Genomic DNA, 22668 nt, shown 5'->3' with positions numbered 1-22668 from the left:
AAGCACTGGCGTGCCCCATAATCTGGAACTATAGGTTGGAAGTTCTGGCCTGACAGGCCAAGGTTGCGGGGTGGGGACTTCGATGGGGTTGGTGTGGGGCGCGTTTCGGCTGGCGGCCATTGCCGCGGCGACGATCTGGCTTGCGGGCTGCATGACCGCGGCCGTGGGGCCGGAGCATCCGGGGACCCGGGTTCGTTACAAGTCGCCCGATCCGCAGAAATGGATCGGCAGCCAGGCGTTTGGCGACAAGCGCGCGACTTTCCGCTGCCGTCCGCTGGCATGCGCGGAATTATCGATGGTCAGCATTCGTACGTCGGCCAGTCCGACCCGCAGCCCCGATCCGCAGGCCCTGCAGAAATTCGCGCAGGAGAGCGCCCAGCATGAGATGACTACGGCGGAGCAGGCTTCGGCCGAAGGGGGAAACCGGGTGCGGGATCTCTCGCTGCTTTCCACCCGCGTCGCCAACGTGAAAAACTTCCCGGCCGTCCATTGGGAATATCGGGGCCTCTCAACCGACAACAAGACGGTTTATATCGTCCGCAAGATGGTGTTTGCGGGCAACAGCGCCATCGACGTCATTTCCTCGTCCCTTGGCCTCGAGGTCGCTCGCCGTAATAGCGGCGATTTCGTGGGTGTCCTGGAGATCGAGGATTTTGCCCCTCCGGCGCGGTAGCAAGGCGTGGAATCGGCTGCGCTGGCAGCGTCCGGTCGCCAGGCCCAGCCTGTTCAAAGTTCGGCGTCTGACGGTAGCGCCCGGCGGCAGAAAAGAATATGTAGTCGGCGTTAGTGCCGTTCGTTGAAACGCCTGAAACTCGGGAACCGCCATGAAATCCGCCGTCCTCGTCTTCCCCGGAATCAATCGCGAGCGCGACATGGCGCGGGCCCTGAAACTCGCCTCGGGCCAGCAGGCGGCGATGGTGTGGCACGCCGACACCGCGCTGCCGAAGGGGACCGATCTGGTCGTGGTGCCCGGCGGATTTTCCTATGGCGACTATCTGCGCTGCGGGGCGATTGCCGCGCGCGCGCCGGTCATGGACGCGGTGCGCAAGTTTGTGGCCGATGGCGGTCTTGTGCTCGGCGTCTGCAACGGCTTTCAGATCCTGTGCGAAGCGGGCCTGTTGCCCGGCGTCCTGATGCGCAACGCGCGGCTGAAATTCATCTGCAGGGATGTGCATCTGCGGGTCGAGCGCTCGGATACGCCGTTCACGCGCGGCTACAACGCCGGCCAGGTCATTCGCGTGCCGGTCGCGCATGGCGAAGGCAATTACGAAGCCGACGAGGAGACGGTGAAGCGGCTGGAAGGCGAGGGGCGGGTGCTCTATCGCTACTGCTCCGCCGATGGTGTGGTCGACGAGGAATCCAACATCAACGGCGCCGCGCAGTCGATCGCCGGCATCGTCAACGAGCGCGGCAATGTGCTCGGCATGATGCCGCACCCGGAAAACCATGTCGAAGACATCATGGGCTGCACCGACGGCCGCGGCCTGTTCGCGGGCCTCGCCGCACATCTGGAAAAAGCGGCGTGAAGTCCTTCATGATGCGCTTGATGATGCGCCTGGCCGTTGCCGCTGCGGCCTTCTCGCTCGCCGCAGCCGCCCACGCGCAGGACTATCCCAAGCGTCCCATCAACATGATCGTGCCGTTCGCGGCCGGCGGCACTTCCGACGTGATCGCGCGCGTGGTCGCCGAGGAGATGGCCAAGTCGCTCGGGCAGCCGATCGTGATCGAGAATGTCGCGGGCGCCGGCGGTTCGACCGCGCTGACGCGTGCGGCGCGCGCGGAAGCCGACGGTTATACGATCGCCATCGGCAATGCCGGCACCAGCGCCGCGACCTATACGATCTATCCGAAACTGCCGTTCACGCCGGGCTCGTTTGTCCCCATCGCCATGGTCGCGAAGACCTTCGGCATCGTCGCGCTGCGCAAGGATTTTCCGGCGAAGAACCTGCAGGATTTCATCGCCTATGCGAAGAAAAATCCCGGCAAGGTCAATCTCGGCCACGCCGGCGCAGGCTCATCGAATTTCCTCATCTGCAAGAGCTTTGCGCAGGCCGCCGGCATCGACGTGACGCTGGTCGGCTATCGCGGCGCGGCGCCGGCGCTGACGGATGCGATCGGCGGCCAGATCGACGGCGTCTGCGACTCGGCCGCCTCGGTGTCGCAGGCCATCGACGACAAGCTGGTGAGAGGCCTCGTCGTCGGCTCGACGGCGCGGCTTGCGACCTTGTCCGATCTGCCGACATCGGCGGAAGCTGGCCTTCCCGATTTCGAAGCGCAGGGCTGGAACGGCCTGTTTGCGCCGAAGGGCACGCCGCCTGCGATCGTCGCGAAACTGAACGCCGCGGCCAAAGCCGCCGTCGAGAGCGAGGCGGTGAAGAAGCGCTTTCACGATCTCTCCACCGTCGCGCCCGACGCCAACGAGCAAGCGAGCGAAGTGCTGGGACAATTGGTGACGCGCGACGTCGAGAAATACAGGAAGCTGCTGGAAGAGAAGAAATAGCGCTCAGCAACGATACGTATGAAAAAGCCCCGCTGTGCGGGGCTTTTTGTTATCGGCCGGTCGGCGAGCCGGGTGCGGCCGGCGTCAACGTCGAACCGCTGGGCGAGGGATTGAGAAGCGTATTCCCCGACGGGTTCAGTCCGCTGTTCCGTGCGGCCGCGGCACTGCCGGCATTGTTGGTCATGCCGGTGCTGGGGTTAGTACCCGTCGCATTGCCGGTGGTCGTTCCGCTGGTGGAAGATCCCGTCGTCGTGCTGCTTGTTGCCGCGCCACCCGTGGCCGGACTCCCGCCTGCCGAGCCGCCACTGGACTGCGCGAGCGCGTAAGTGCCCGTGAAGACAAGCGCTGTCGCCAATCCCAATGTTGCGAGTTTCATGATTGCTCCTTTTCTTGGCTTGCGTAACGGCCAACGAGGTCCGCGCAGCCTGCGTTCCCGCCTGCCGATCACAGTTCGTTGCTGTTCCCATGAAGATTTTCACTGGCCACAAATGTGGAATCGCAGTGTTGCTTCTGTGGAATCGCCAGCCGATATTTCGCACCTGCTCACAACTGAAGATTGTCTGATTGAACTTGCCGCGCTATCAAGGCCACTAAGGATCGTCCATCCGGTTTGCCTGGAATGCGCCATGCCCGTTGCTCTCGTCGTCTTGCTGCTCGATATCACGCTGATCTATCACGCATCGAAGACGGGTCGCCTGCAGCCCTGGGCCTTCATCATCCTGATGATCCCGCTGGTCGGCGCGCTCGCCTACATCGTCGTCGAACTGGTGCCGGAATGGTTTGGAAGTCCCGGTGCGCAACAGGCACGCAAGCGCATCGCCGGCAAGCTCGACCCGGAAAAGCTCTATCGCGAGCTGTCCGATCGGCTCGTCAACGCAGACACTGTTGCCAATCGCGCCGCGCTGGCGGCTGAGTGCCTCAGGCTGGCGAGATTCGACGAAGCGGTGCGTCACTACGACCACATCCTGATGCTGCCGCTCGGTGGCGAGCCGGCCTATGCGCTGGGCAGGGCGCAGGCCGAATTCGGTCGTAACCGTCCGGCCGAGGCACTCGCCACGTTGGATGATCTGCAAAAGCGCTGGCCGGACTTTGAATCGGCCGAGGCGCATTTGCTCTATGCGCGTTCGTTGGCAGAGGTCGGGCGGATCGACGAGGCGCTCGAAGAATACTACGCGCTGGTGCCGTACGCCCCCGGTGCGGAGACACGGGTCCGCTACGGCATGCTGCTACGCATGGTCGGCCGCGACGCCGAGGCCAGGGTAGTGTTCAACGAACTGCTGCTTCAGATGAAGCGCGCGCCCAGATATCTGCGCGAGGCGCAGGCGGAATGGCTGTCGATCGCCGAAAAGCAGTTGCTGATCTGAGTTTGCGGAAGCGTCGCAGTCGACGGATGACTATCGTCTGGGCCGCTTGAGCCATCGCCTGTAAGCGTCTTTCGGAATCGTCATGGCCGCTACCCCCGCCATGACGAGCACGAGTCCGAGCGCCAGGTTCGCCGGCACGGATTCGCCGAGCAGGACCACCGACAGCGCGACGCCGATCGGGATGCGCAAGTAGCCTTGCGCGTTGGTGGTCAGCGTGCCGAGCCGTGTCAGGCACATGTAGAACAGCATCAGGCCGAAGGCGCTCGAGAATATTCCCATCGCGGTCGTGGCAACCAGCGCCTCGGCCGTCGGCCGCAAGGTCCAGGGATGGTCCACGATCAGCGCGAACGGCAACAGCACGGTGCCGCCGAACAGCAGCGAGCCCGCGGCCACCACCATCGGGTCGTAGTCGGTCAGCCGCAGCCCGAAGATCGTGGCGCAAGCAAACGAGATGGTGGCGATCAGGATGACGATCTCGGCAAGAATATTAGCATCGAGTGTCGCGAGCGCATCGAGGCCGATGATCACGGCCGTTCCGACAAGCCCCAGAATGGCGCCGGCAAGCTTGAGCAGCGTCGCCGGCTCGTGCCGCGTAATGCCCCAGGTGATGAGAAAGGCGAAGATCGGCGTCGTCGAGGCCAGCACCACCGTATTTGACGCCGGCACATATTGCTGCGCCCAGGTGATCAGCAGGAACGGAAACGTCGAATTGATGGTCTGCTGCTGGGCGAACAGCTTCCAGGCCCTGGCTTCCACAGGCATCGGGATGGCGCGGAAGCGCAGGATCACCAGCAGAAAGCCTGCCGCAATCAGCGAGCGTACCGAGATGAAGGTTATCGGCGGAAATGAGCCGAGGCCGATCTTGGTCAGCGGATAGGTCGAACTCCAGCAGCAAGCCAGCGCGAGCAGCAACGCATAATCGCGCCAGCCGCGGCGGACCTGTGGCGCGTCAGGTGGCAACGGGGCCTGTGCCTGCCGGCTTCTTCCACTTCACCCGCTTGATGGTGCCGGAGAAGGTGAACAGTGACCGTTCGCCGGATTTCAGCACACCGCGCAGGAAGATCAGCGAGCCGCCGGCGCGGGTGATTTCGCCCTCGCATTCGACCAGTTCGCCCTCGCGCGCGGCGTCGAGAAACTCGCAGGCGAACGACACCGTGACGCCCGGTCCCTCCAGCACGGAGGAGGCGATCGCAAACAGACAGTAATCGGCGAACGACATGAAGCAGCCCCCATGGACGTTGCGCTGCCCGTTGAGGTGCTTCTTATCGACCCGGAACGCGCATTGCACGCGGCCGTTTTCGTCCATCCGGTGCCAGAACGGGCCGTTATGAGTCTCAAAACTGTCGCGGGTCCAGGTCCGCCAGCCCGCAAATTCGCCCTCGGTTTCGGCATGCAGGTCGGGGCGCTGTTGGAATGCGTTTTTGGGGAGGTCGTTCACTAAAAATGGCCCTTCAATTGGGTGTTTCCGCCCTTAAATCCGATCTTCCCGCGCAGTGCAATACAACATGCCTGCCGACCGCCCGAACGCCTCTTCGAAGCGCTGTCAGGAACGACAATTCCGACCAGTCTGGAGGATGAGACTTCGGATCGCTAGGGGCGCAAACCCAATACGAACGAGATGGCCGAGTACACTACATCACGACGCCTCTCTCGACGCATTGACTTTATGACCTACTACGGGAGGAAATCGCTAGTGGCCATAATCTCGTAGGTTCAATACCTTCCGCGCCTCTCGAATATCGATCTTGGCTTTGATACCATGCTTGTCGAGAAGATGGAGTAGATTGGCACCCGTGAGAAGGGTAATCGGTTTGCCTGCAGAGAATTTGTATGCATCTGGTCCGAAGTCAACTGTTGTTACGAGAATGCCTCGGGAGGCCGACTCGTGTTGCATCGTACCGTACAAGTCGCGAACAGCTGATACTCCGACCGTTTTGGTGTAACGCTTGGCCTGAATGACGATCTTCCCGCCGGTGATGGGATCGGGGTCAAAAGCAACAGCATCGACCCCACCATCGCTGCTAGATTGAGTAATCTTCACCTCGCCGCCGCGCCGCGCAAATTCCTTTTCGAAGAGCCCACGTACTAGATGCTCGAAGTCTTCCCAATCCATGGCCGCTAGATTTGTCGCCTCATCAATATCGCCAATGGTGTCGCGTGCATCGATAAATCGCTCATCGTGTTTATTAAGTTTCAAAATTGGAGCGACAGGGGCGAGAGCCGATAAGGTAGAGGCAGAAACGCCCTTGAGACTCTTGAAGCAGGCTTTGGGATCTATGCGAAGGAGATCGATATTCGAGAAGGCTTCCCGCTCAACCAGAATTGACATGATACAGGCATCGACGTCCCGCCCCGTAGCCTTGTCGATGTATTGAGTGTGGCCGTTGAAAAGAACTTTGCTGACATTGTTGGCGACGTCGGCCGCAAAAATTTCGTGCAGAGTTCGAAGGCAGATCTGAAAGCACGCGCTGTCAAAGTTCGCGGCCTTATCGCGTTCCGAAAGATAAGACTCCCTAAGCTCTCCTGTTGCTTTCACAAATCTAACTGCTTTGATCTGTGGCATCTTGTCGGGAGAGGGAAGCTGGTATTCAACCAGGAGCGTCTCTTCGGATGGCTGATATTCGATCGTTAGTTCTTTCTCGAATAGATCGTGGTAGTCAGAACGATCCAATACGAGTGTCATTTGTTCGATGATGGCCTCTTCGTCGCCACGTGAAACAGCGGCGGCGAGATCATCTATCTTTGCGTTATTCTGATACTGTTGGTCGTGGAACGACTTCTTTTCGTAGTCGTAGTTAGTTCGCGCACTATGTGCCTGCCTTTCCTGTTCGCTGCACTTTTCTGAATGCGCTCTAACTGCTTGCTCGTTCCGTTGGCGAATGTTGTCCAGAAGTGATTCGTGTTCTTGTCGAGCTGCCGCGATGATCTCGGCGCTCTTGCCAAATAGCTTCTGCCAAAAAGTTACTATTGGAGGAACGAATTCCGGTAACTCGACTGCCTGGGGTGGCACAGGAGGAGGCGGCAAAGTCAATTGCTTGTCGAAACGTCGTGTATCTTTGAGTTGATCCCAGTCAATCGGCAGCGCGTTTTCGATACCAGTCAGCAAGATATTCTGGATGTTTTGAAGGGCCTCGGTGGCATCAATCGATGCTTGTTCAGCTTTTGCCTTTTGAGAATATACCTGACCGAGAGCAACAGCTTTGTCATACCTTTCGTCCCAGGTGGCGATGAGCGCGTCTACCTTGTTCTGCAGCACCAGCAATTCGGGGGCGCTCAAGAACTTATGGAGATTGAGGCCCTTGTGAACGAAGTCGATCGAATAACGAAGGATGCGCGATCCATCCGCGCTGTAAGTGGCCTCGAGCCTGCCAATCTTAATTTCGTTGATGTACTTTGATCGAGCGTAAATGGTGGACATAATTGCGACATGGACTTGATTATTGAAATGCCGTCTATTTGTTCTCAACCATCGCGCGAGATCAAGCTGTGTCATCCCAATTCCTATAGTTCCTTCGTTGGGATACATAGATCTGCAGGGGGTAGCGGACGTTGAATCGCCTCCCGGATGCACCGGTCCCTATAGGCGAGGGAGACGTGTTATGGCCGATGCGACCGCACTTGAAATGGCCACCCGGCGCCGATCCGGGTTTGGCGGCAAGTCAATGGAGGTCGGGTTCTCCCACGAAGTTGAGGACGTGGCGGCGAAGTGATGGTTTGGGCGAAATCCGTCGCATTTCGGCAAATTGCCCCCAAATCCTTGCTCTCAGTGCTATCGTTGGCTCCCTTTCAAACAGGCGGAGCGTCTTTTGCTGGCTTGGCTGTTGACCTAGCCGAGTTTCGATGGCCAGCCCCCCGCAAAGCTCTGGACAGGGTGGAAATGCGCCATAAAAGGCCTTTTCGCACCCCCTCGATCTTCCTATTAAGGCACCCATGAACGAGCCCCAGATCACCCCCGAACTCGTCGCCAGCCATGGCCTGAAACCGGACGAGTATGAGCGCATCCTCAAGCTGATCGGGCGGGTGCCGAGTTTCACTGAACTCGGGATTTTCTCGGCGATGTGGAACGAGCACTGCTCGTACAAGTCCTCGCGCATCCATTTGCGGGGGCTGCCGACCAAGGCGCCGTGGGTGATCCAGGGACCGGGCGAGAACGCCGGCGTCATCGACATCGGCGACGGGCAGGCGGTCATCTTCAAGATGGAGAGCCACAACCACCCGAGCTATATCGAGCCGTATCAGGGCGCGACCACGGGCGTTGGCGGCATTCTGCGCGACGTGTTCACGATGGGCGCGCGGCCGATCGCGTGCCTCAATGCGCTCTCCTTCGGCGCGCCGGAACACCCCAAAACGCGCCATCTGGTTTCGGGCGTGGTCGCTGGCGTGGGCGGCTACGGCAATTCGTTCGGCGTGCCGACGGTTGGCGGGCAGGTGCGTTTCCACACCCGCTATGACGGCAATATCCTGGTCAACGCGATGGCGGTTGGCCTCGCCGACACCGACAAGATTTTCTATGCGGCGGCATCCGGCGTGAACATGCCGATTGTCTATTTGGGCTCCAAGACCGGGCGTGACGGCATTCACGGCGCCTCGATGGCCTCGGCCGAGTTCGACGACGATTCCGCCGAGAAGCGGCCGACGGTGCAGGTCGGCGATCCCTTCGCGGAAAAGCTGCTGCTGGAAGCCTGCCTCGAAATCATGGAAGCCGATTGCGTGATCGCGATCCAGGACATGGGCGCGGCGGGCCTGACGTGCTCGGCGGTGGAGATGGGCGCCAAGGGCGATCTCGGCGTCGATCTCAATCTCGATGCGGTGCCGACGCGCGAAACCGGCATGAGCGCCTATGAGATGATGCTCTCGGAAAGCCAGGAGCGCATGCTCATGGTGCTCAAGCCCGAGAAGGAGCAAGAGGCCGAAGCGATCTTCAAGAAGTGGGGGCTGGATTTCGCCGTCGTCGGCTACACCACGCCGAGCAAGCGCTTCGTGGTGAAACATGGCGGCGACGTCATGGCCGACCTGCCGATCAAGGAATTGGGCGACGAGGCGCCGGTCTATGACCGCCCGCATGTTGCGTCCGCGGCGTTGCCGGTGCTGCAGGCGCGCGAGGTGAACCCGCCGATCGGCATTTCGGCGGCGCTGGAAAAACTGATTGCGACGCCCGAGCTGTGCTCGAAGCGATGGGTCTGGGAGCAATACGACCACGTCATTCTCGGCAATACCGTGCAGCGTCCCGGCGGCGATGCCGCGGTGGTGCGTGTCGAGGATGGGCCGAAGGGGCTCGCGCTCACCGTCGACGTGACGCCGCGCTATTGCGAGGCGGATCCGTTTGAAGGCGGCAAGCAGGCGGTGGCGGAAGCCTGGCGCAACATCACGGCGGTTGGCGGCCGTCCGCTGGCGATCACCGACAATCTGAATTTCGGCAATCCGGAACGCCCGGAGATTATGGGCCAGTTCGTCGGCTGCCTGAAGGGGATTTCGGAGGCCTGCAGTGCGCTCGATTTCCCGGTCGTCTCCGGCAACGTCTCGCTCTACAACGAAACCAACGGCCGCGGCATCCTGCCGACGCCCTCGATCGGCGGCGTCGGCCTGCTCGACGATTTCACGAAATCCGCCACGCTGGCGTTCAAGGCCGCAGGTGAAGCGGTCCTCTTGATCGGCGACACCCAAGGCTGGCTCGGGCAGTCGGTGTACCTGCGCGATATCTGCGGCCGCGAAGAGGGCGCGCCGCCGCCGGTCGATCTGGCTGCCGAAAAACGCAATGGCGACGTGGTGCGCGGCATGATCCACGCCGGCACTGCGACCGCGGTGCACGACGTTTCCGACGGCGGCTTGCTGATCGCGCTCGCCGAGATGGCGATGGCAAGCGGTATCGGCGCGCAGCTATTGGCGGCATCGAGCTCGATCGTGCCGCACGCCTACTGGTTCGGCGAGGATCAAGCGCGCTACATCGTGACGGTATCAGCGGCGGATGCCGGCCTGGTGCTGGCCAAGATGAAAGGCGCGGGCGTGCCTTGCGCGCGGATCGGCACCACGGGCGGCGATGCGATTGCGGTTGCGGGTGAGGCGCCGCTGGCGGTGAACGCGCTCAAGTCAGCGTTCGAGCACTGGCTGCCGGCCTATATGAGCGGCAAGGCGTCGTAGGCGCCTGTAGCCCGGATGGAGCGCAGCGCAATCCGGGGATTTCGCGGCGATACCGGTCCCGGATTGCGCTTCGCTCCATCCGGGCTACGGACCTTCACAGCACCTTGGTCGCTCCCGGAATCTGCCGCAACGCGCGCGTCAGCGCCCAGCTGAACGCGACCGTCAGTACGAATCCAATCGTCGCCTTGATGATCGCCGGCAGGTCGTAGTCGAACAGCCAGTATTGCAGCCACAGCGCGATCGGGTAGTGCACCAGGAACATGCCGTAGGCGTCCGCCTGCATCGGATCGAGCAGCTTGGCTGAGCCTGATTGCCTGAACCTCTGGAAAAAGGCCAGGATCAGAAACATGACGGCCACGCTGAAGACAGTGAAGCAGATGGCATAGAGCGCTTCATACCAGTCCGGCAACGGCGACGGGTTGCCCAGTATTTCGCGCTTGATGAAGATCAGCACCCACAAGAGGCAATACGGAACGATCGCCAGCACCATCCAGTCCCAGCTGACCTTCGCCATCCGGCCGTCTGCAGCGAGCAGCCCGCGATCCATTTGCGCAACGCCGATGCCGGCGCCGAAAAAGAAGTAAGTCGCGTATAGCATCACGCGCCCGTGCTGGACCGAGAACGGCCCGAACTCGAACCAACTGGCTGGTCCGTAGTGAACCAGCCCGGGAATGTAGAACGCAGCGGTGACGGCAAGCATGACCGCGAAGAACACTGCGGGCCGGCGACGACCGTGCAGCGAGAGGCGGTTGATCGGATCGAGCATGTTGGGTGACAGCCGATACAAGATGCAGGCCACCACGTCGAAACTGAGCAGGACCCAAAGGAACCAGATTGGCCCGCTCGGCCACGGGCCCTTCGTGACCATATTCCACCAGTATTCCGAAAAGCCGATCTCGGGATGATGGCGCAGTGAGGCCGCGTAATAGGCGAGCGGAATGACCGTGAATGCGCAGATCACGAACGGCAGGCCGAGCCGAACCAGGCGATCTTGCAAATAGTTCAGCGGTCCCTTCCGGGCGATGCCAGACCAGGCGAACAGTCCCGACAGGAAAAAGAACATCGCCATGAAGAAACTGTCGGTGGCGAGCACGATCATGTCGAAGCCGAAGAAGTACTTCGGATCGGTGTGACCGAAATAGGTATAGGGGATGACGGCGTGGTGCAGCAGCACCACCAGCGTCAGGAAGGTGCGGGCGCGGTCGAGCGAAGGGTTTCGCGATTTGACCTTGGGCACTGCGGCTGCGTCGGCATGCCCCACGGCGGAAATCGATGTCATGTGCGCCTCCCGGCCAGGCTGTTCGTGCTGAATGTTGCGGCCGGGAACCCGATTCAGCAAGGCCGAATGTTTGCTGCCCTTTACGACGGAATGGCCGGCAGTGCAGACAAGTCTACGTATTTTGCGCCGAACAGACGCCTATGCCCGGCGATGACAGATGGGAGAGGGCCTACGCCATTTCCTCGATCGTCACCTTGTCCGGGTAGAACGCCAGATGGCCCGCGATCTCGGCCATGGCCGGGAAGGGCGTCTCATAGGTCCAGATCGAATTTTCGATCCGCTTGCCGTTGGCATTGATGCTGAAATAGTTCGCGTCCCCCTTGTAGGGACAGTGCGTGGTCCGCTCGGTACGGGCCAGGACAGCCATATTGGCATCCTCGCGCGGCACATATTGCACTGCCGGATAACTGGCTTCCTTCAGGGTCAGCGCGCGGCTGGTATCGGCGATCACCAAGCCGCCCACCGATACCCGGACGCGCCTGGGGTTTGCCGTAATCGTGATCGGATGGTCGGGACCGGGCAATTTCATGATTTTGAGCCTCTTTTTCAGTCAGCCCGAAATGATCGGGCGCGACCAGATCTCGCGGTGTCAAACGGTTCGGCCGGGAATATAGTGCCACCAGGCGTGACCTAGAAGAGCGTACGCGCTAGGTTCGGCTGTCACGGTCGCGCGAGCCGGCCGTGATTCGAAATACCTGACGGAGACATGCTGGATGCCGATGGACGCCCACGATATCGAATCGATGATCAAGGCAGCTATCCCCGATGCCGAGGTGACGATCCGCGATCTCGCAGGCGACGGCGACCACTACGCCGCGACCGTGATCTCGGAATCCTTCCGCGGCAAGTCGCGCGTGCAGCAGCACCAGATCGTCTACCAGTCGCTCAAGGGTCAGATGGGCGGCTTGCTGCATGCGCTGGCGCTGCAGACCGGGGTACCTAGCGGACCCGGGGTGCCGGAGGGCTAGTCCCCGACGAACCACGCGGGGGCACCGATGACGGACAATCCGCACGGGGCGCTGTTTCGCCCGATCGTGCCGCACCAGCACAGCCGCGTCACTTACGTCGAGCTGTTCTTCGACCTCGTCTTCGTCTTTGCGGTTACCCAGATCTCGCACACGCTGCTCGCCCATTTTTCGCTGCTGGGCGCGCTGCAAGTCACGGTGCTGTTTCTCGCGGTGTGGTGGGTGTGGGTTTTCACTTCCTGGATCACCAACTGGCTCAATCCCGAAAAGACCCCGGTCCGGCTGCTGCTGTTTGCGATGATGCTTGGCGGGCTGGTGCTGTCGACCTCGATCCCGGCCGCGTTTGAAGCGCGGGGATTGTGGTTCGCCATCGCCTATGCGGCGATGCAGGTCGGCAAGACGATATTTCTATGGTTGTCCACGCCGCCGTCGCGCCCGCGGGCACGCATGAATGCCATCCGGATCGCCGCCTGGCTTTCGATGTCGGCGATCTTCTGGATCGCCGGCGGGGTGGTGGAAGGTCAGTCGCGGTTGACGCTGTGGGCCATTGCGCTTGCCATCGAATATATTTCGCCGGCGGTGCGGTTCTGGATTCCCCGATATGGCGCGTCCTCCGTCGCAGACTGGACGATCGAAGGCGGCCACATGGCCGAGCGCTGTGCGCTCTTCATCATCATCGCGCTCGGCGAATCCATCGTCGTAATAGGTGCGACCTTTGCCGAACTCACCTGGACGACCGAAAACGTTCTGGCGTTCGTCGCAGCCTTTGTGGGCAGCCTCGCGATGTGGTGGATCTATTTCCACATCGGTGCGGAGGCCGGCTCAGAGCAGCTTTCAAAATCGAGCGAGCCGGGAAGGCTGGCGCGTCTGGCCTATACCTATCTGCACATGCCGATCGTTGCCGGCATCATCGTGGCGGCGGTGGCCGACGAGCTCGTGCTCAAACACCCGAGCGGGCATTCCGATCTCAAGACGGTGATAAGCGCGATCGGAGGTCCCTTGCTGTTTCTGTTCGGGACCGTCCTGTTCAAGCACAGCTTTCGCGGCTTCCTTCAGCTCTCGCATGGGGCCGGTATCGTCGCACTCTGCGTGCTCGCCTGGTTCGCAAGCGAGCTGTCGCCGCTAATGCTATCGATTCTGACCACCGCGATCATGATCGGGGTCGCGGTGTGGGAATCGATCTCGCTGCAATCCGGTCCGGCAGAGCAGCACCCTTAATCAGGCAGCGATCGCCTGACCGGCATGATTGGCGAGGTGTTGTGCTGATCGACGACGTTTCGAAGAACGAGAGTTGACAATTGCACGACGAGCGCCCGCAGTCTGGCGTTCTCCTCGATGAGGGACGCCCGTTCGGTGTCCGCCTCTTGATCCCAAGCCGAGTCCGCGTGAACGGACGACGAGCTGGAAAATTCCCTCCGATGGCCGGACGTTGGATACGCATTTCCCATGACTGACATCCCCATGGCACGAACTCACCCCTAGCCGAGCCTGCCGCAGAAATTCGACTGAGTCCGCGTCAAAAGTTGGACGTTTCGAAGGGCAAACGGAAGCGCAGATGGAGCGTTTTGCGGGCGGATCGATAAAGATGAAGATTTGTTAAGAAGTTTGTCTATAGTGGGCGCGGCAAAGGTGCGGGGACGCGCGGCGGCGTAGCACCTTTCCATCAGACCTAGACCAGCGCGATTCACTCAGTGCCCACGGGGCTGCCGTGGCGGGAATACGCGCCTATGAAACAAAGTGAAGCAAGAGTACGCATCATTCAGGAGTGGGATCGCTGGATATTGACGCAGTCGATCGAGCAGGACAGGCCCACTGGAAAAGACTCGTTGAAGTTCTTCCACGAACTGCAGGACGCCGGATCGCCGCTGTTGGACTTCCAGTCTCGCGGACAGGACAAGTGGCGGATCATTCACGCGTGGCTGCTGGGTGCAGACCGACTATTCGATGACTGGATATCCGCCGCGCCCCGGATCGCTCCAACACGCAGGATGCGACCGGAGCGCAGGAGATCGGACTGCAAGACATGAACTGCAAAGACCCGAACTGCAAAGCTTGCGACCACTCCTCAGGCTGACGCCGCCAGCGCGTGAACCGAAAACATCCGGTCGCGGTCGGTCCAGGATTCCCGTACCGACCAGCCGGAGTCGCGCGCCAGAGCGGTGAAGCGGTCGAGGCTGTATTTGTAGCTCGACTCGGTGTGGATGCTCTCGCCCGGGCGGAATGAAAAATTCCGCCCCAGGATGCGAACGGTCTGCGCCTTCTTGGCGATCAGGTGCATCTCGATGCGATGGCGCTCGCGGTTATAGACCGAGCGGTGCATGAAGGCGGAAACGTCGAAATTGCCGCCGAGCTCGCGGTTGATGCGGACCAGAACGTTGAGATTGAATCGCGCGGTGACGCCGGCAGCGTCGTTATAGGCATCGTAAAGCACCCGCTCGTTCTTTTCGAGATCGACGCCGATGATCATCTGCGCGCCTTCGCCGAGAATTTCGCGCGCGCTGCGCAGGAAGGCTTGTGCTTCGTGCGGCTCGAAATTGCCGAGCGTCGATCCCGGAAAGAACCCGACCTTGGGCATCCCTTCGATTTCGGCCGGCAGCGCAAACGGCGCGGTGAAATCGGCGGCAACCGGATGGACGCCGAGTTCGGGAAAATCCTTGCGCAAGGTGCTGGCCTGCGCGTTCAGGAAGTCGCCGGAAATGTCGACCGGGACATAGGCGCCGAAATCGCAGCGCTCCAGCAGCAGGCGGACCTTGGTGGTCGCGCCGGCGCCGAATTCCACCAGTGCTGCGCCCTTCGGAATGATATCCGCGATCTCGTCGCCGCGGTTGCGCAAGATGCCGAGCTCGGTGCGGGTCGGATAATATTCCGGAAGAACCGTGATCTGCTCGAACAGCTCCGAGCCCGTCGCGTCATAGAAATATTTCGGCGACAGGCGCTTGGGAAATTGCGACAGATCGCCGATCACATCTCCGGCGAAGGCCGAGGTCTGCTCATCGAACGGGTAGCTTTGGGCCAAAGCGGCGGCGTGCACATTCATGATACTCTCCTGAACGCGCTTCCGGCGCGCTTCGATGATCGGAAATTTCAGGCGTAATCGGCGAGGCGTAACCCCGTGAATTGCCAGCGATGGAAGGGATAGAAGAAGTTGCGATAGGTGATACGGCTGTGGCCGGGTGGAGTTCCAAGCGAGGAGCCGCGCAGCACCAGCTGGTTGACCATGAACTTGCCGTTATATTCCCCGAGCGCGCCCTCGATGGCGCGGTAGCCGGGGTAGGGGGAATAGGCGCTGCGGGTCCACTGCCAGACGATGCCGAAGGCGTCGTTGAGGTGGCCGGCGCGGGCGGCGACCTCCCACTCCATTTCGGTCGGCAGATGGCGGCCGGCCCAGCGTGCGAACGCGTCCGCCTCGTAATAGCTGACATGGCTGACCGGGGCTGAAGGGTCGACCGGCTGTAACCCGCCGAGCGTCATGATCCGCCATTCGCCGTCGACCTGGCGCCAGTGGCCGGGGGCCTCCCAGCCTTCATTAGTGACCGTGGCAAAACCGTCCATCAGCCACAGCGTAGCCGTGCCGTATCCGCCGTCCTTCATGAAGGCGAGCCATTCGGCATTGGTGACGAGGTTGCGGGCGAGCCTGACCGGGCCGACGAGGGCGCGGTGCGCGGGCTTTTCATTGTCGAAATGGAAGCTGTCGTCGCTGTGGCCTACGGTGTGGATGCCCTCGTTGAGGGTGACCCATTCATCGCCGCCGCGATGCGACGCCGGGAAGCGCCATGACGGATCGTATGCCGGCGGGATCGGGTTTTGCGCAAAGGCGTGCAGGATGTCGGTCAGCATCAATTCCTGATGCTGCTGTTCGTGGTTGAGGCCGACCTCGACCAGTGGTGCGAGCTTGGCGAGGCGCTCCTCGCCGGCGGTCTGGAAGAACTTGACCACGGCGGCGTCGACATGCCGGCGATAGGCGGTGACCTCGTCGGCGCTCGGGCGGGTCAAATGCCCGCGCTGATGACGGGCATGCCGCGGACCGGCGCTGACATAGTAGGAATTGAACAAAAACGCGTAGTCCGGGTGGAACGGCTGGTAACCCTCGCAATGCTCGCCGAGCAGGAATTGCTCGAAGAACCAGGTGGTATGGGCGCGATGCCATTTGGCCGGGCTGGCGTCCGGCATCGACTGGATCAGCTGGTCCTCGGGGCTCAAGGGCGCGGCCCGGCGCTCGGTCTCGCCGCGGACGGCCAGATAGGCCTCCACCAAATTCTGGGCGAGGGTGCCTGAATCGGAAAAAAGTGACGGGGCGGGGGGCGCGAACTCGGCGGCGGCTACTGGTTTCGTCACTGGTGTCTCCGGTCAAGGGAGAGAACGTTGGCCCGGGAAACTGGTTCCCGGCGGGCAGTCCGTCCTAAATAGGGGTTCCGTTCCGGGAAAAAAGCCTTCCCCCGCGATGATATTAATGCCGTCAGACTATGAGCGCGGGCCGTGCCGGGGGCCTCAAGCGGGTCCGGGCATGCCAGATGCCCGCCATTTTACTTTGGATGCACAACGCTTTGGGCTACATATATGGCAAGTAACCAAGTTACACGGGACGAGCCGGCCCGCCGGGCGCTGTGCCCCAAAAGGAAGCGAATATGAGCATCGAACAATTTATCGCCAACGAAGTGAAGTCGAACGACGTCGTGCTGTTCATGAAGGGGACGCCGCAGTTTCCGCAGTGCGGTTTCTCCGGCCAGGTGGTGCAGATCCTCGACCACGTCGGCGTCGGCTACAAGGGCCTGAACGTCCTGGAATCCGCCGAACTTCGCAATGGCATCAAGGAATATTCGAACTGGCCGACGATCCCGCAGCTCTACGTCAAGGGCGAATTCGTCGGCGGCTGCGACATCATCCGCGAGATGTTCCAGGCCGGTGAATTGCAGCAGCTGTTCGCCGACAAGGGCGTCACCGTCAGCGCGGCGGCTTCGGCCTGAGCGTTCCCGCGCGCCAGATCGGCAAGGCGCGGGTGGAAGTCATTGTTGCCGACATCACCACGCTGCGCGTTGACGCCATCGTCAACGCCGCGAATTCGTCGCTGCTCGGCGGGGGCGGCGTCGATGGCGCGATCCATGAAGCGGCCGGGGCCGAGTTGCTGGCTGAGTGCCGCACGCTCAATGGCTGCGAAACCGGCGACGCCAAAATCACCAAGGGATATCTCCTTCCAGCGCGTCATGTGATCCATGCCGTCGGGCCGATCTGGTACGGTGGTAATCGTGGGGAGGATGAGCAGCTCGCCTCGTGCTATCGCCGTGCGATCGAGCTTTGCCGTGACAACAATCTCGAATCTGTGGCGTTTCCCGCGATTTCGACCGGCGTCTTCCGATTTCCAACAGAACGTGCCGCGAAAATTGCGGTCACCACGACGGTAAAAGCGCTGCCGTCGGCGCCCTCGCTGACCCGCGTCATATTTTGCTGCTTTTCCAGGGGCAGCGGCGATCTGCATGAGGAGGCACTTTCCGCATATGGTAGCCCTGCCGCGGATTAGAGTTACAGCGCTTTCGCCGTCGGCCATCCGGTAATCCAGGTCAGGACCGGGAACGGCGTGAAAAATTGCAGCAGAAGAACCACAATCAAGATCGAGGCCGCATAGAAAGAAAACCCGCGCAACACGCGGTATCCGAGCGGCGGATAAGGCGGCGAATTATTGGCCGGCCATGCAAATTTCTCTTCCCACTCTCGCTGAGGAACGCCGGGAGGTCTAATCCTCTCCAACGGCACCCAAGCGCGATAAGCCCCAATCCCACGTTCTCGCGCGATGGAGCCTCTCAGATAGAGCAAGTTACGCCGACCCGCGAAGTCAACCGCGGCGCCGGTCAAAAGGCGCACAAGCCACAGTGCTAGAAACCAAACGAGATAGACGTATGCAATCATAAAACCAAATGTGAGCCAGGATCTGGTGAAAGACTTTACAGTGAACATTGCGGAAGTCATTTGCACCGTGGACTCTACGAGCTTGTCGAGGCCGTTGAAGATTTGGCCGGATATCGATTTATCGTCAGCCGCTTGCAGCCACAGAATTAGTCCAACCACAATGGCGAATTGAACTAGAGGAAATCTGACCAAGCTTCGTATCGGAGCCGAAATTAGCTTGAACATCCGGCGATGTGCTCCAGAGCGCCCCGAACAGATCAACCTGAAAACGTCGAGGATTCCTGATATAGCATCATTTCTCACCGGAACGGCGGATGATTAGGGAATGGACAAACGGCCTTCGGCAGGCCTTGTGCCTGATCACGCGTTCGTTACACTGCCCTTCGAATTCCGGAGGGGTCCAATGAATTCACGTGTATTGCTGCGCGCGCTCGCCTGTAGCGCGCTGATGCTGGCGGCAGCGCCGCCGGTTCGCGCCGAAGGCACATTCGATATTCCCGCAGGCGCGCGTTTCAACCAGGACAAGCTTGCGAAGATCACCGAGTTCTTCAAGAACGAGGTGTCGACCGGCAAGATCGCCGGCGCGAATGTCCTGATCCAGCAGCACGGCAAGCCTGTCTATCACGAAACCTTCGGCGTTCAGGACGTGGTGTCCAAGACGCCGATCAATGACAAGACCATCTTCCGCCTGTCTTCGTTGACCAAGGCGATCACCTCTGTCGTAGCGATGCAGTTGATCCAGGACGGCAAGATCAAGCTCGACGATCCCGTTTCGAAGTACATTCCCTCCTTCGCCAATATGAAGGTCGGTGAGGAGAAAAAGGCCGAGGACGGTACCAAGACGCTCGAACTGGTGGCGCTGACCAAGCCTATTACCATTCTCGACCTGATGCGTCATACCTCCGGCATCACCTATGGCTTCTACGGCGACAGTCTGGTGCGCAAGGCCTACAAGGAGGCCAACATCTATGCGGGCGAATTCGACCTTGCCGAATTAGCCGAGCGGATCGCCAGGCTGCCGCTGCACAACCAGCCGGGAGCGCTCTGGCAATACGGCCATTCCACCGACATCCTGGCGCGGATCATGGAGATCGTGTCCGGCAAATCATTGCTCGAGATCGAAAAGGAAAAACTGCTCGATCCGCTCGGCATGACCGACACCGGCTTCTTCGTTACCGAACCGGAGAGGCTGCAGCGGCTCGCCCAGCCGTTGCCGAACGACAGTGATTTCCGGGTCGGCCGCCTGTACAGGACCGAGGTTCGCCAGAAGTGGGAATCCGCCAGCGGCGGCATGGTTTCGACCATGTCGGACTTCTCGAAATTTGCGCAAATGCTGCTCAATGGCGGTACGTTCGAGGGCAAGACCTATCTCAGCCCGAAGACGTTCGAGCTGATGACATCGGACCATGCCGGCAAGGGCTCTGGTGTTGCGCGGGACCATTACTATTTCCCCGGTGACGGTTTCGGCATGGGGCTTGGGCTCGCCGTGCGCACCGACCCCGGCAACGCCAAGCCGCCGCCGCCGGGATCGCTCGGCGAACTGAAATGGGACGGCGCGGCCGGCTGCTATATGGTGGTCGACCGCAAGCAGGACATGTTCTTCGTGGTGCTGGAGCAGACGCCGACAGAGCGCCAGCGCGTCCAGCGGACGCTGAAGCAGTTGGTCTATGAAGCGCTGGAGAACTAGCGGCGCCGCAGGGCGCACCCTTATTGTAGCGGCGCTGGCCATTCTCCTGGCCGCCGGATGGCTGCGCGACGTGCGAGCCGAGCCGAAAGCGCCGAATGCGCCAACTTTCTCACGCGCGGCCCTTGAACAGATCGCCGACTACGTTCGCAACGAAGTCACGACCGGCAAGATTCCCGGCGCAGTCCTGCTGATCCAGCAGCACGGCAAGCCGGTCTATTTGCAAAGTTTCGGCGTGCGCGATCCGGCGACCGGCCAGCCGATGACGCCGGACACGATTTTCCAGATCTATTCGATGTCGAAAGCCGTCACGTCGGTTGCCGCAATGATGCTGGTCGACGACGGCAAGCTGGCCCTCGATGATCCCGTGTCGAAATACATTCGCGCCTTTGCGGATGCGAAAGTCGGCGTCGATCTTTCCGATGAAGCAGGACAGTATCCGCTTAAGCTCGAGCCGTTGAAGCGCCCGATCACGATCAGGGATCTGCTGCGGCACACGTCGGGTATCACTTACGGCTTCTTCGGCGAAACCGCGGTGCAGAAGCTCTATGCCAAACCCCAGCTATACGCCGGCGACTTCGATAACGCCGAATTCGCCGACCGGATCGCGACACTGCCGCTCGCCGATCAGCCCGCAGTGCGCTGGAACTACAGCCATTCAACCGACGTGCTCGGCCGCGTCATCGAGGTGGCCTCGGGGCAAACGCTGTTTCAATTCGAAAAGCAAAGATTGTTCGATCCTCTCGGCATGTCCGAGACCGCATACTATGTCGCAGATGAATCGAAGTGGTCGCGCATTGCCCAGGCATTTCCCGTCGATCGTTTTCGGGTGGCCGGAATGAGGGACCCGGCGTTGCCGCGGCGCTGGGAATCCGGCGGAGCGGGCCTGGTCTCGACGGCCGGGGACTACGCCCGCTTCCTGCAAATGCTGCTGAATGGAGGCGAGCTGGACGGCAAGCGGTACCTCAAGCCCGAAACGGTCGCGCTGATGACGTCGGATCAGATCGGGCCGGAGACCAGGATCATTCACGATCCCTTCTATTTCCCGGGCCCGAGCAGCGGCTTCGGTCTCGGCTTTGCCGTGCGCACCTCACCGCCGCCGAATACGACATGGCCGCTCGGCGAATACCGCTGGGACGGTGCGGGCGGCAGTTTCTATTTTGTCGACCCCCAGGACGACATGCTCGTTGTCTGCATGGTGCAGGCTCCGACGCAAGGCGGGCGGATCCAACTGGCGCTGAAGACGATGATGTTTGAGGCGCTGGGCAAGGGCCTGCGCAAGGATTGATAAAGGATTGACGATCGCCTGACTACGCCACCGCGTTTCGCGCGATCGTCTCGCGATAGAATGAAGCGCTCAGCTTGGGCGTCCGGCGCTTGGTCTCGAAGTCGACATGGTAGAGGCCGAAGCGCTGTTCATATCCGTCCGACCATTCGAAATTGTCCATCAGGCTCCACAGGAAGTATCCAAGCACGGGCACCCCCTCGGACGTCGCGCGCCGCAACTGCGTCAAATAATTGCGCAGGTACATGATGCGATCGACGTCGTAGATAGTCCCGTCCGCGGCCGGCTGGTCGCTTCCCGACGTTCCGTTCTCGGTGATGTAGATCGACTTCACGTTCCACAGCTTTGCCACGTGGCGCGGCACCCAGTACATCGCCTCGGGGCCGGGCCTGAGCCAGCTCGCTTTCATGTGCGGAAACGAGGCCGGAAACGGCGCCAGCGTGAAGCCGCGTTCGTTGTCGGCGGCCACGACATAATGGTCGGGCATGTACACATTCAGTCCGACGAAATCGATCGGAGTCGAAATGACGCGCAAATCCTCAGGCGTGAATTTCGGCGCGTCATGGCCGGCCTGCGCCAGGTAGGCATCGGTATATTTTCCCTCCATCATCACAGTCAAATAGCCGGCGTTGAGCTCGCGCGTCGCCATCTCGGCGGCGCGGATATTGGCTGATGTTTCGATGGCAGGGATGCAGCTCACGGCATTTTCCGCCGGGCCGACTCTCGTTCCGGCACGCCCATGGGCGCGGATCGCCTGAACCGAAAGGCCGTGGCCCAGCGCGACGTGATGACGGACCTGCTTCAATCCTGATTCGGATAGTTTGAGGCCCGGCGCATCGGCGCCCATGCCGTGGCCGAGATGAACGAGCCGGGAGCATTCGTTGATTGTGAAGAAATTCGTCACGCGATCGCTCAGACGCGCCGCGACATGGCCTGCGTAATCCGCAAATGCCTTGGACGTGTCGCGCGAGGTCCAGCCGCCGAAGCGATCCTGCAGCGCCTGCGGCAGGTCCCAATGGTACAGCGTCGCAAACGGCGCGATGCCGTTGGCCAACAACTCGTCGACAAGGCGGTTATAGAAATCGAGGCCTTTTGGATTTGGCGCGCCGGCTCCGTCCGGGAAGACGCGCGGCCATGCAATCGAGAATCGATAGGCCTTTGCGCCGAGCGCCTTCATCAACTGGATGTCTTCCTTGTACAGATGATAATGGTCGGTCGCGGTATCGCCATTGCTGTTGTCGGAGATGGTGCCACGCGTGTGGGCGAAGCGGTCCCAGATCGACGGACCGCGGCCGTCCTCGTTCACGGCCCCCTCGATCTGATAGGCCGAGGTCGCCGTACCCCATAGAAAACCGCTCGGAAAACCGGAAGAGGTGGTTCGATTTCGTGTTTCGCTGTCCGCGTCCGATTGGGCCCGTCCGGATCCGGCTGACAGCATCGACATGCCAAGCGCCGACCAGCCCGCAATCCTGCCGAATTGCCGCCTTGAAAATCTCTTGAATGGCATCATTTCACTCGCCGCACCGGGATCCATTTTGAGAAAAACAAGGCT

Annotated in this window: 22 protein-coding genes; 12 read left to right on the top strand and 10 right to left on the bottom strand. The window is 61.0% G+C overall.

What is annotated here, in order from left to right:
- Positions 1 to 82: 82 nt before the first annotated feature.
- From IVB05_RS30215 to IVB05_RS30205, 3 genes are all read left to right on the top strand, one after another.
- Positions 83 to 673, top strand: coding sequence for a hypothetical protein (locus tag IVB05_RS30215; RefSeq protein ID WP_247779665.1), 591 nt, complete (start codon positions 83 to 85; stop codon positions 671 to 673).
- Positions 674 to 824: 151 nt separating this feature from the next.
- A complete protein-coding gene (purQ, locus tag IVB05_RS30210; RefSeq protein ID WP_247779663.1) occupies positions 825 to 1526 on the top strand; it encodes a phosphoribosylformylglycinamidine synthase subunit PurQ in 702 nt (233 codons plus the stop codon).
- 8 nt (positions 1527 to 1534) lie between these two features.
- Positions 1535 to 2500, top strand: a complete 966-nt coding sequence (locus IVB05_RS30205) for a tripartite tricarboxylate transporter substrate-binding protein (RefSeq protein ID WP_247787131.1) — start codon at positions 1535 to 1537, stop codon at positions 2498 to 2500.
- Between the two features lie 49 nt (positions 2501 to 2549).
- Here the strand turns inward: IVB05_RS30205 and IVB05_RS30200 are convergent, their stop codons facing one another.
- Positions 2550 to 2876 (bottom strand): hypothetical protein, encoded by a 327-nt coding sequence (locus IVB05_RS30200; protein WP_247779662.1) that lies wholly within the window; start codon positions 2874 to 2876, stop codon positions 2550 to 2552.
- A gap of 250 nt (positions 2877 to 3126) precedes the next feature.
- On the opposite strand from IVB05_RS30200, the gene IVB05_RS30195 reads away from it, so the two are divergent.
- Positions 3127 to 3864 carry a tetratricopeptide repeat protein gene (locus IVB05_RS30195; protein ID WP_247779660.1) on the top strand — a complete coding sequence of 246 codons (738 nt, stop codon included), beginning with the start codon at positions 3127 to 3129 and terminating at the stop codon, positions 3862 to 3864.
- Positions 3865 to 3894: 30 nt separating this feature from the next.
- Here the strand turns inward: IVB05_RS30195 and IVB05_RS30190 are convergent, their stop codons facing one another.
- The 3 genes from IVB05_RS30190 to IVB05_RS30180 all read right to left on the bottom strand — a co-directional run bounded on the left by IVB05_RS30190 (position 3895) and on the right by IVB05_RS30180 (position 7357).
- Complete coding sequence (locus IVB05_RS30190; protein WP_247779658.1) at positions 3895 to 4824, bottom strand: EamA family transporter; 930 nt, start codon at positions 4822 to 4824, stop codon at positions 3895 to 3897.
- Positions 4814 to 5302, bottom strand: a complete 489-nt coding sequence (locus IVB05_RS30185; protein WP_247779657.1) for a PaaI family thioesterase — start codon at positions 5300 to 5302, stop codon at positions 4814 to 4816. Before IVB05_RS30185 ends, IVB05_RS30190 begins: the two co-directional genes overlap by 11 nt.
- 252 nt (positions 5303 to 5554) lie before the next feature.
- Positions 5555 to 7357 carry a restriction endonuclease gene (locus IVB05_RS30180; RefSeq protein WP_247779655.1) on the bottom strand — a complete coding sequence of 601 codons (1803 nt, stop codon included), beginning with the start codon at positions 7355 to 7357 and terminating at the stop codon, positions 5555 to 5557.
- A gap of 437 nt (positions 7358 to 7794) precedes the next feature.
- Here IVB05_RS30180 and purL point away from each other — a divergent pair, with 437 nt between their 5' ends.
- On the top strand, positions 7795 to 10002 hold the full coding sequence (purL, locus tag IVB05_RS30175; RefSeq protein ID WP_247779653.1) for a phosphoribosylformylglycinamidine synthase subunit PurL: 2208 nt from the start codon (positions 7795 to 7797) through the stop codon (positions 10000 to 10002).
- A 94-nt stretch (positions 10003 to 10096) separates the two neighbouring features.
- On the opposite strand, the gene IVB05_RS30170 is transcribed toward purL, so the two are convergent.
- Positions 10097 to 11281 (bottom strand): acyltransferase, encoded by a 1185-nt coding sequence (locus IVB05_RS30170; RefSeq protein ID WP_247779651.1) that lies wholly within the window; start codon positions 11279 to 11281, stop codon positions 10097 to 10099.
- Between the two features lie 169 nt (positions 11282 to 11450).
- Positions 11451 to 11810: a DUF427 domain-containing protein gene (locus IVB05_RS30165; RefSeq protein ID WP_247779649.1), complete on the bottom strand. Its 360-nt coding sequence runs from the start codon at positions 11808 to 11810 to the stop codon at positions 11451 to 11453.
- Positions 11811 to 11994: 184 nt separating this feature from the next.
- Here IVB05_RS30165 and IVB05_RS30160 point away from each other — a divergent pair, with 184 nt between their 5' ends.
- From IVB05_RS30160 to IVB05_RS30150, 3 genes are all read left to right on the top strand, one after another.
- Positions 11995 to 12249, top strand: a complete 255-nt coding sequence (locus tag IVB05_RS30160; RefSeq protein WP_247779647.1) for a BolA family transcriptional regulator — start codon at positions 11995 to 11997, stop codon at positions 12247 to 12249.
- A gap of 27 nt (positions 12250 to 12276) precedes the next feature.
- A complete protein-coding gene (locus IVB05_RS30155; protein WP_247779645.1) occupies positions 12277 to 13464 on the top strand; it encodes a low temperature requirement protein A in 1188 nt (395 codons plus the stop codon).
- A gap of 509 nt (positions 13465 to 13973) precedes the next feature.
- Positions 13974 to 14273 (top strand): hypothetical protein, encoded by a 300-nt coding sequence (locus IVB05_RS30150; protein ID WP_247779643.1) that lies wholly within the window; start codon positions 13974 to 13976, stop codon positions 14271 to 14273.
- A gap of 38 nt (positions 14274 to 14311) precedes the next feature.
- Here IVB05_RS30150 and egtD read toward each other — a convergent pair whose 3' ends face one another.
- On the bottom strand, positions 14312 to 15283 hold the full coding sequence (egtD, locus tag IVB05_RS30145; RefSeq protein ID WP_247779642.1) for an L-histidine N(alpha)-methyltransferase: 972 nt from the start codon (positions 15281 to 15283) through the stop codon (positions 14312 to 14314).
- 47 nt (positions 15284 to 15330) lie between these two features.
- Positions 15331 to 16581, bottom strand: a complete 1251-nt coding sequence (gene egtB, locus IVB05_RS30140; protein ID WP_247779640.1) for an ergothioneine biosynthesis protein EgtB — start codon at positions 16579 to 16581, stop codon at positions 15331 to 15333.
- A 290-nt stretch (positions 16582 to 16871) separates the two neighbouring features.
- Between egtB and grxD the strand changes: the two genes are divergently transcribed.
- On the top strand, positions 16872 to 17210 hold the full coding sequence (gene grxD / locus IVB05_RS30135; RefSeq protein WP_247779638.1) for a Grx4 family monothiol glutaredoxin: 339 nt from the start codon (positions 16872 to 16874) through the stop codon (positions 17208 to 17210).
- Complete coding sequence (locus IVB05_RS30130; RefSeq protein ID WP_247787122.1) at positions 17207 to 17761, top strand: O-acetyl-ADP-ribose deacetylase; 555 nt, start codon at positions 17207 to 17209, stop codon at positions 17759 to 17761. The genes grxD and IVB05_RS30130 overlap by 4 nt, the downstream gene beginning before the upstream one ends.
- 2 nt (positions 17762 to 17763) lie before the next feature.
- Here the strand turns inward: IVB05_RS30130 and IVB05_RS30125 are convergent, their stop codons facing one another.
- On the bottom strand, positions 17764 to 18372 hold the full coding sequence (locus tag IVB05_RS30125; RefSeq protein ID WP_247779636.1) for a hypothetical protein: 609 nt from the start codon (positions 18370 to 18372) through the stop codon (positions 17764 to 17766).
- 178 nt (positions 18373 to 18550) lie between these two features.
- On the opposite strand from IVB05_RS30125, the gene IVB05_RS30120 reads away from it, so the two are divergent.
- Together IVB05_RS30120 and IVB05_RS30115 are read left to right on the top strand one after the other, a co-directional pair.
- Entirely contained in the window at positions 18551 to 19834 is a 1284-nt protein-coding gene (locus IVB05_RS30120; protein WP_247779634.1) for a serine hydrolase domain-containing protein, read from the top strand.
- Positions 19815 to 21119: a serine hydrolase domain-containing protein gene (locus IVB05_RS30115; protein ID WP_247779632.1), complete on the top strand. Its 1305-nt coding sequence runs from the start codon at positions 19815 to 19817 to the stop codon at positions 21117 to 21119. Before IVB05_RS30120 ends, IVB05_RS30115 begins: the two co-directional genes overlap by 20 nt.
- A gap of 22 nt (positions 21120 to 21141) precedes the next feature.
- On the opposite strand, the gene IVB05_RS30110 is transcribed toward IVB05_RS30115, so the two are convergent.
- Positions 21142 to 22623 carry a GH1 family beta-glucosidase gene (locus IVB05_RS30110; protein ID WP_247779630.1) on the bottom strand — a complete coding sequence of 494 codons (1482 nt, stop codon included), beginning with the start codon at positions 22621 to 22623 and terminating at the stop codon, positions 21142 to 21144.
- Between the last annotated feature and the right edge of the window lie 45 nt (positions 22624 to 22668).

Source organism: Bradyrhizobium sp. 170, from assembly GCF_023101085.1.
In the GTDB taxonomy this organism is placed as follows: Bacteria; Pseudomonadota; Alphaproteobacteria; order Rhizobiales; family Xanthobacteraceae; genus Bradyrhizobium.
The sequence above is the reverse complement of the archived record's forward strand: the minus strand, read 5'-3'. Positions and strand labels throughout refer to the sequence as shown.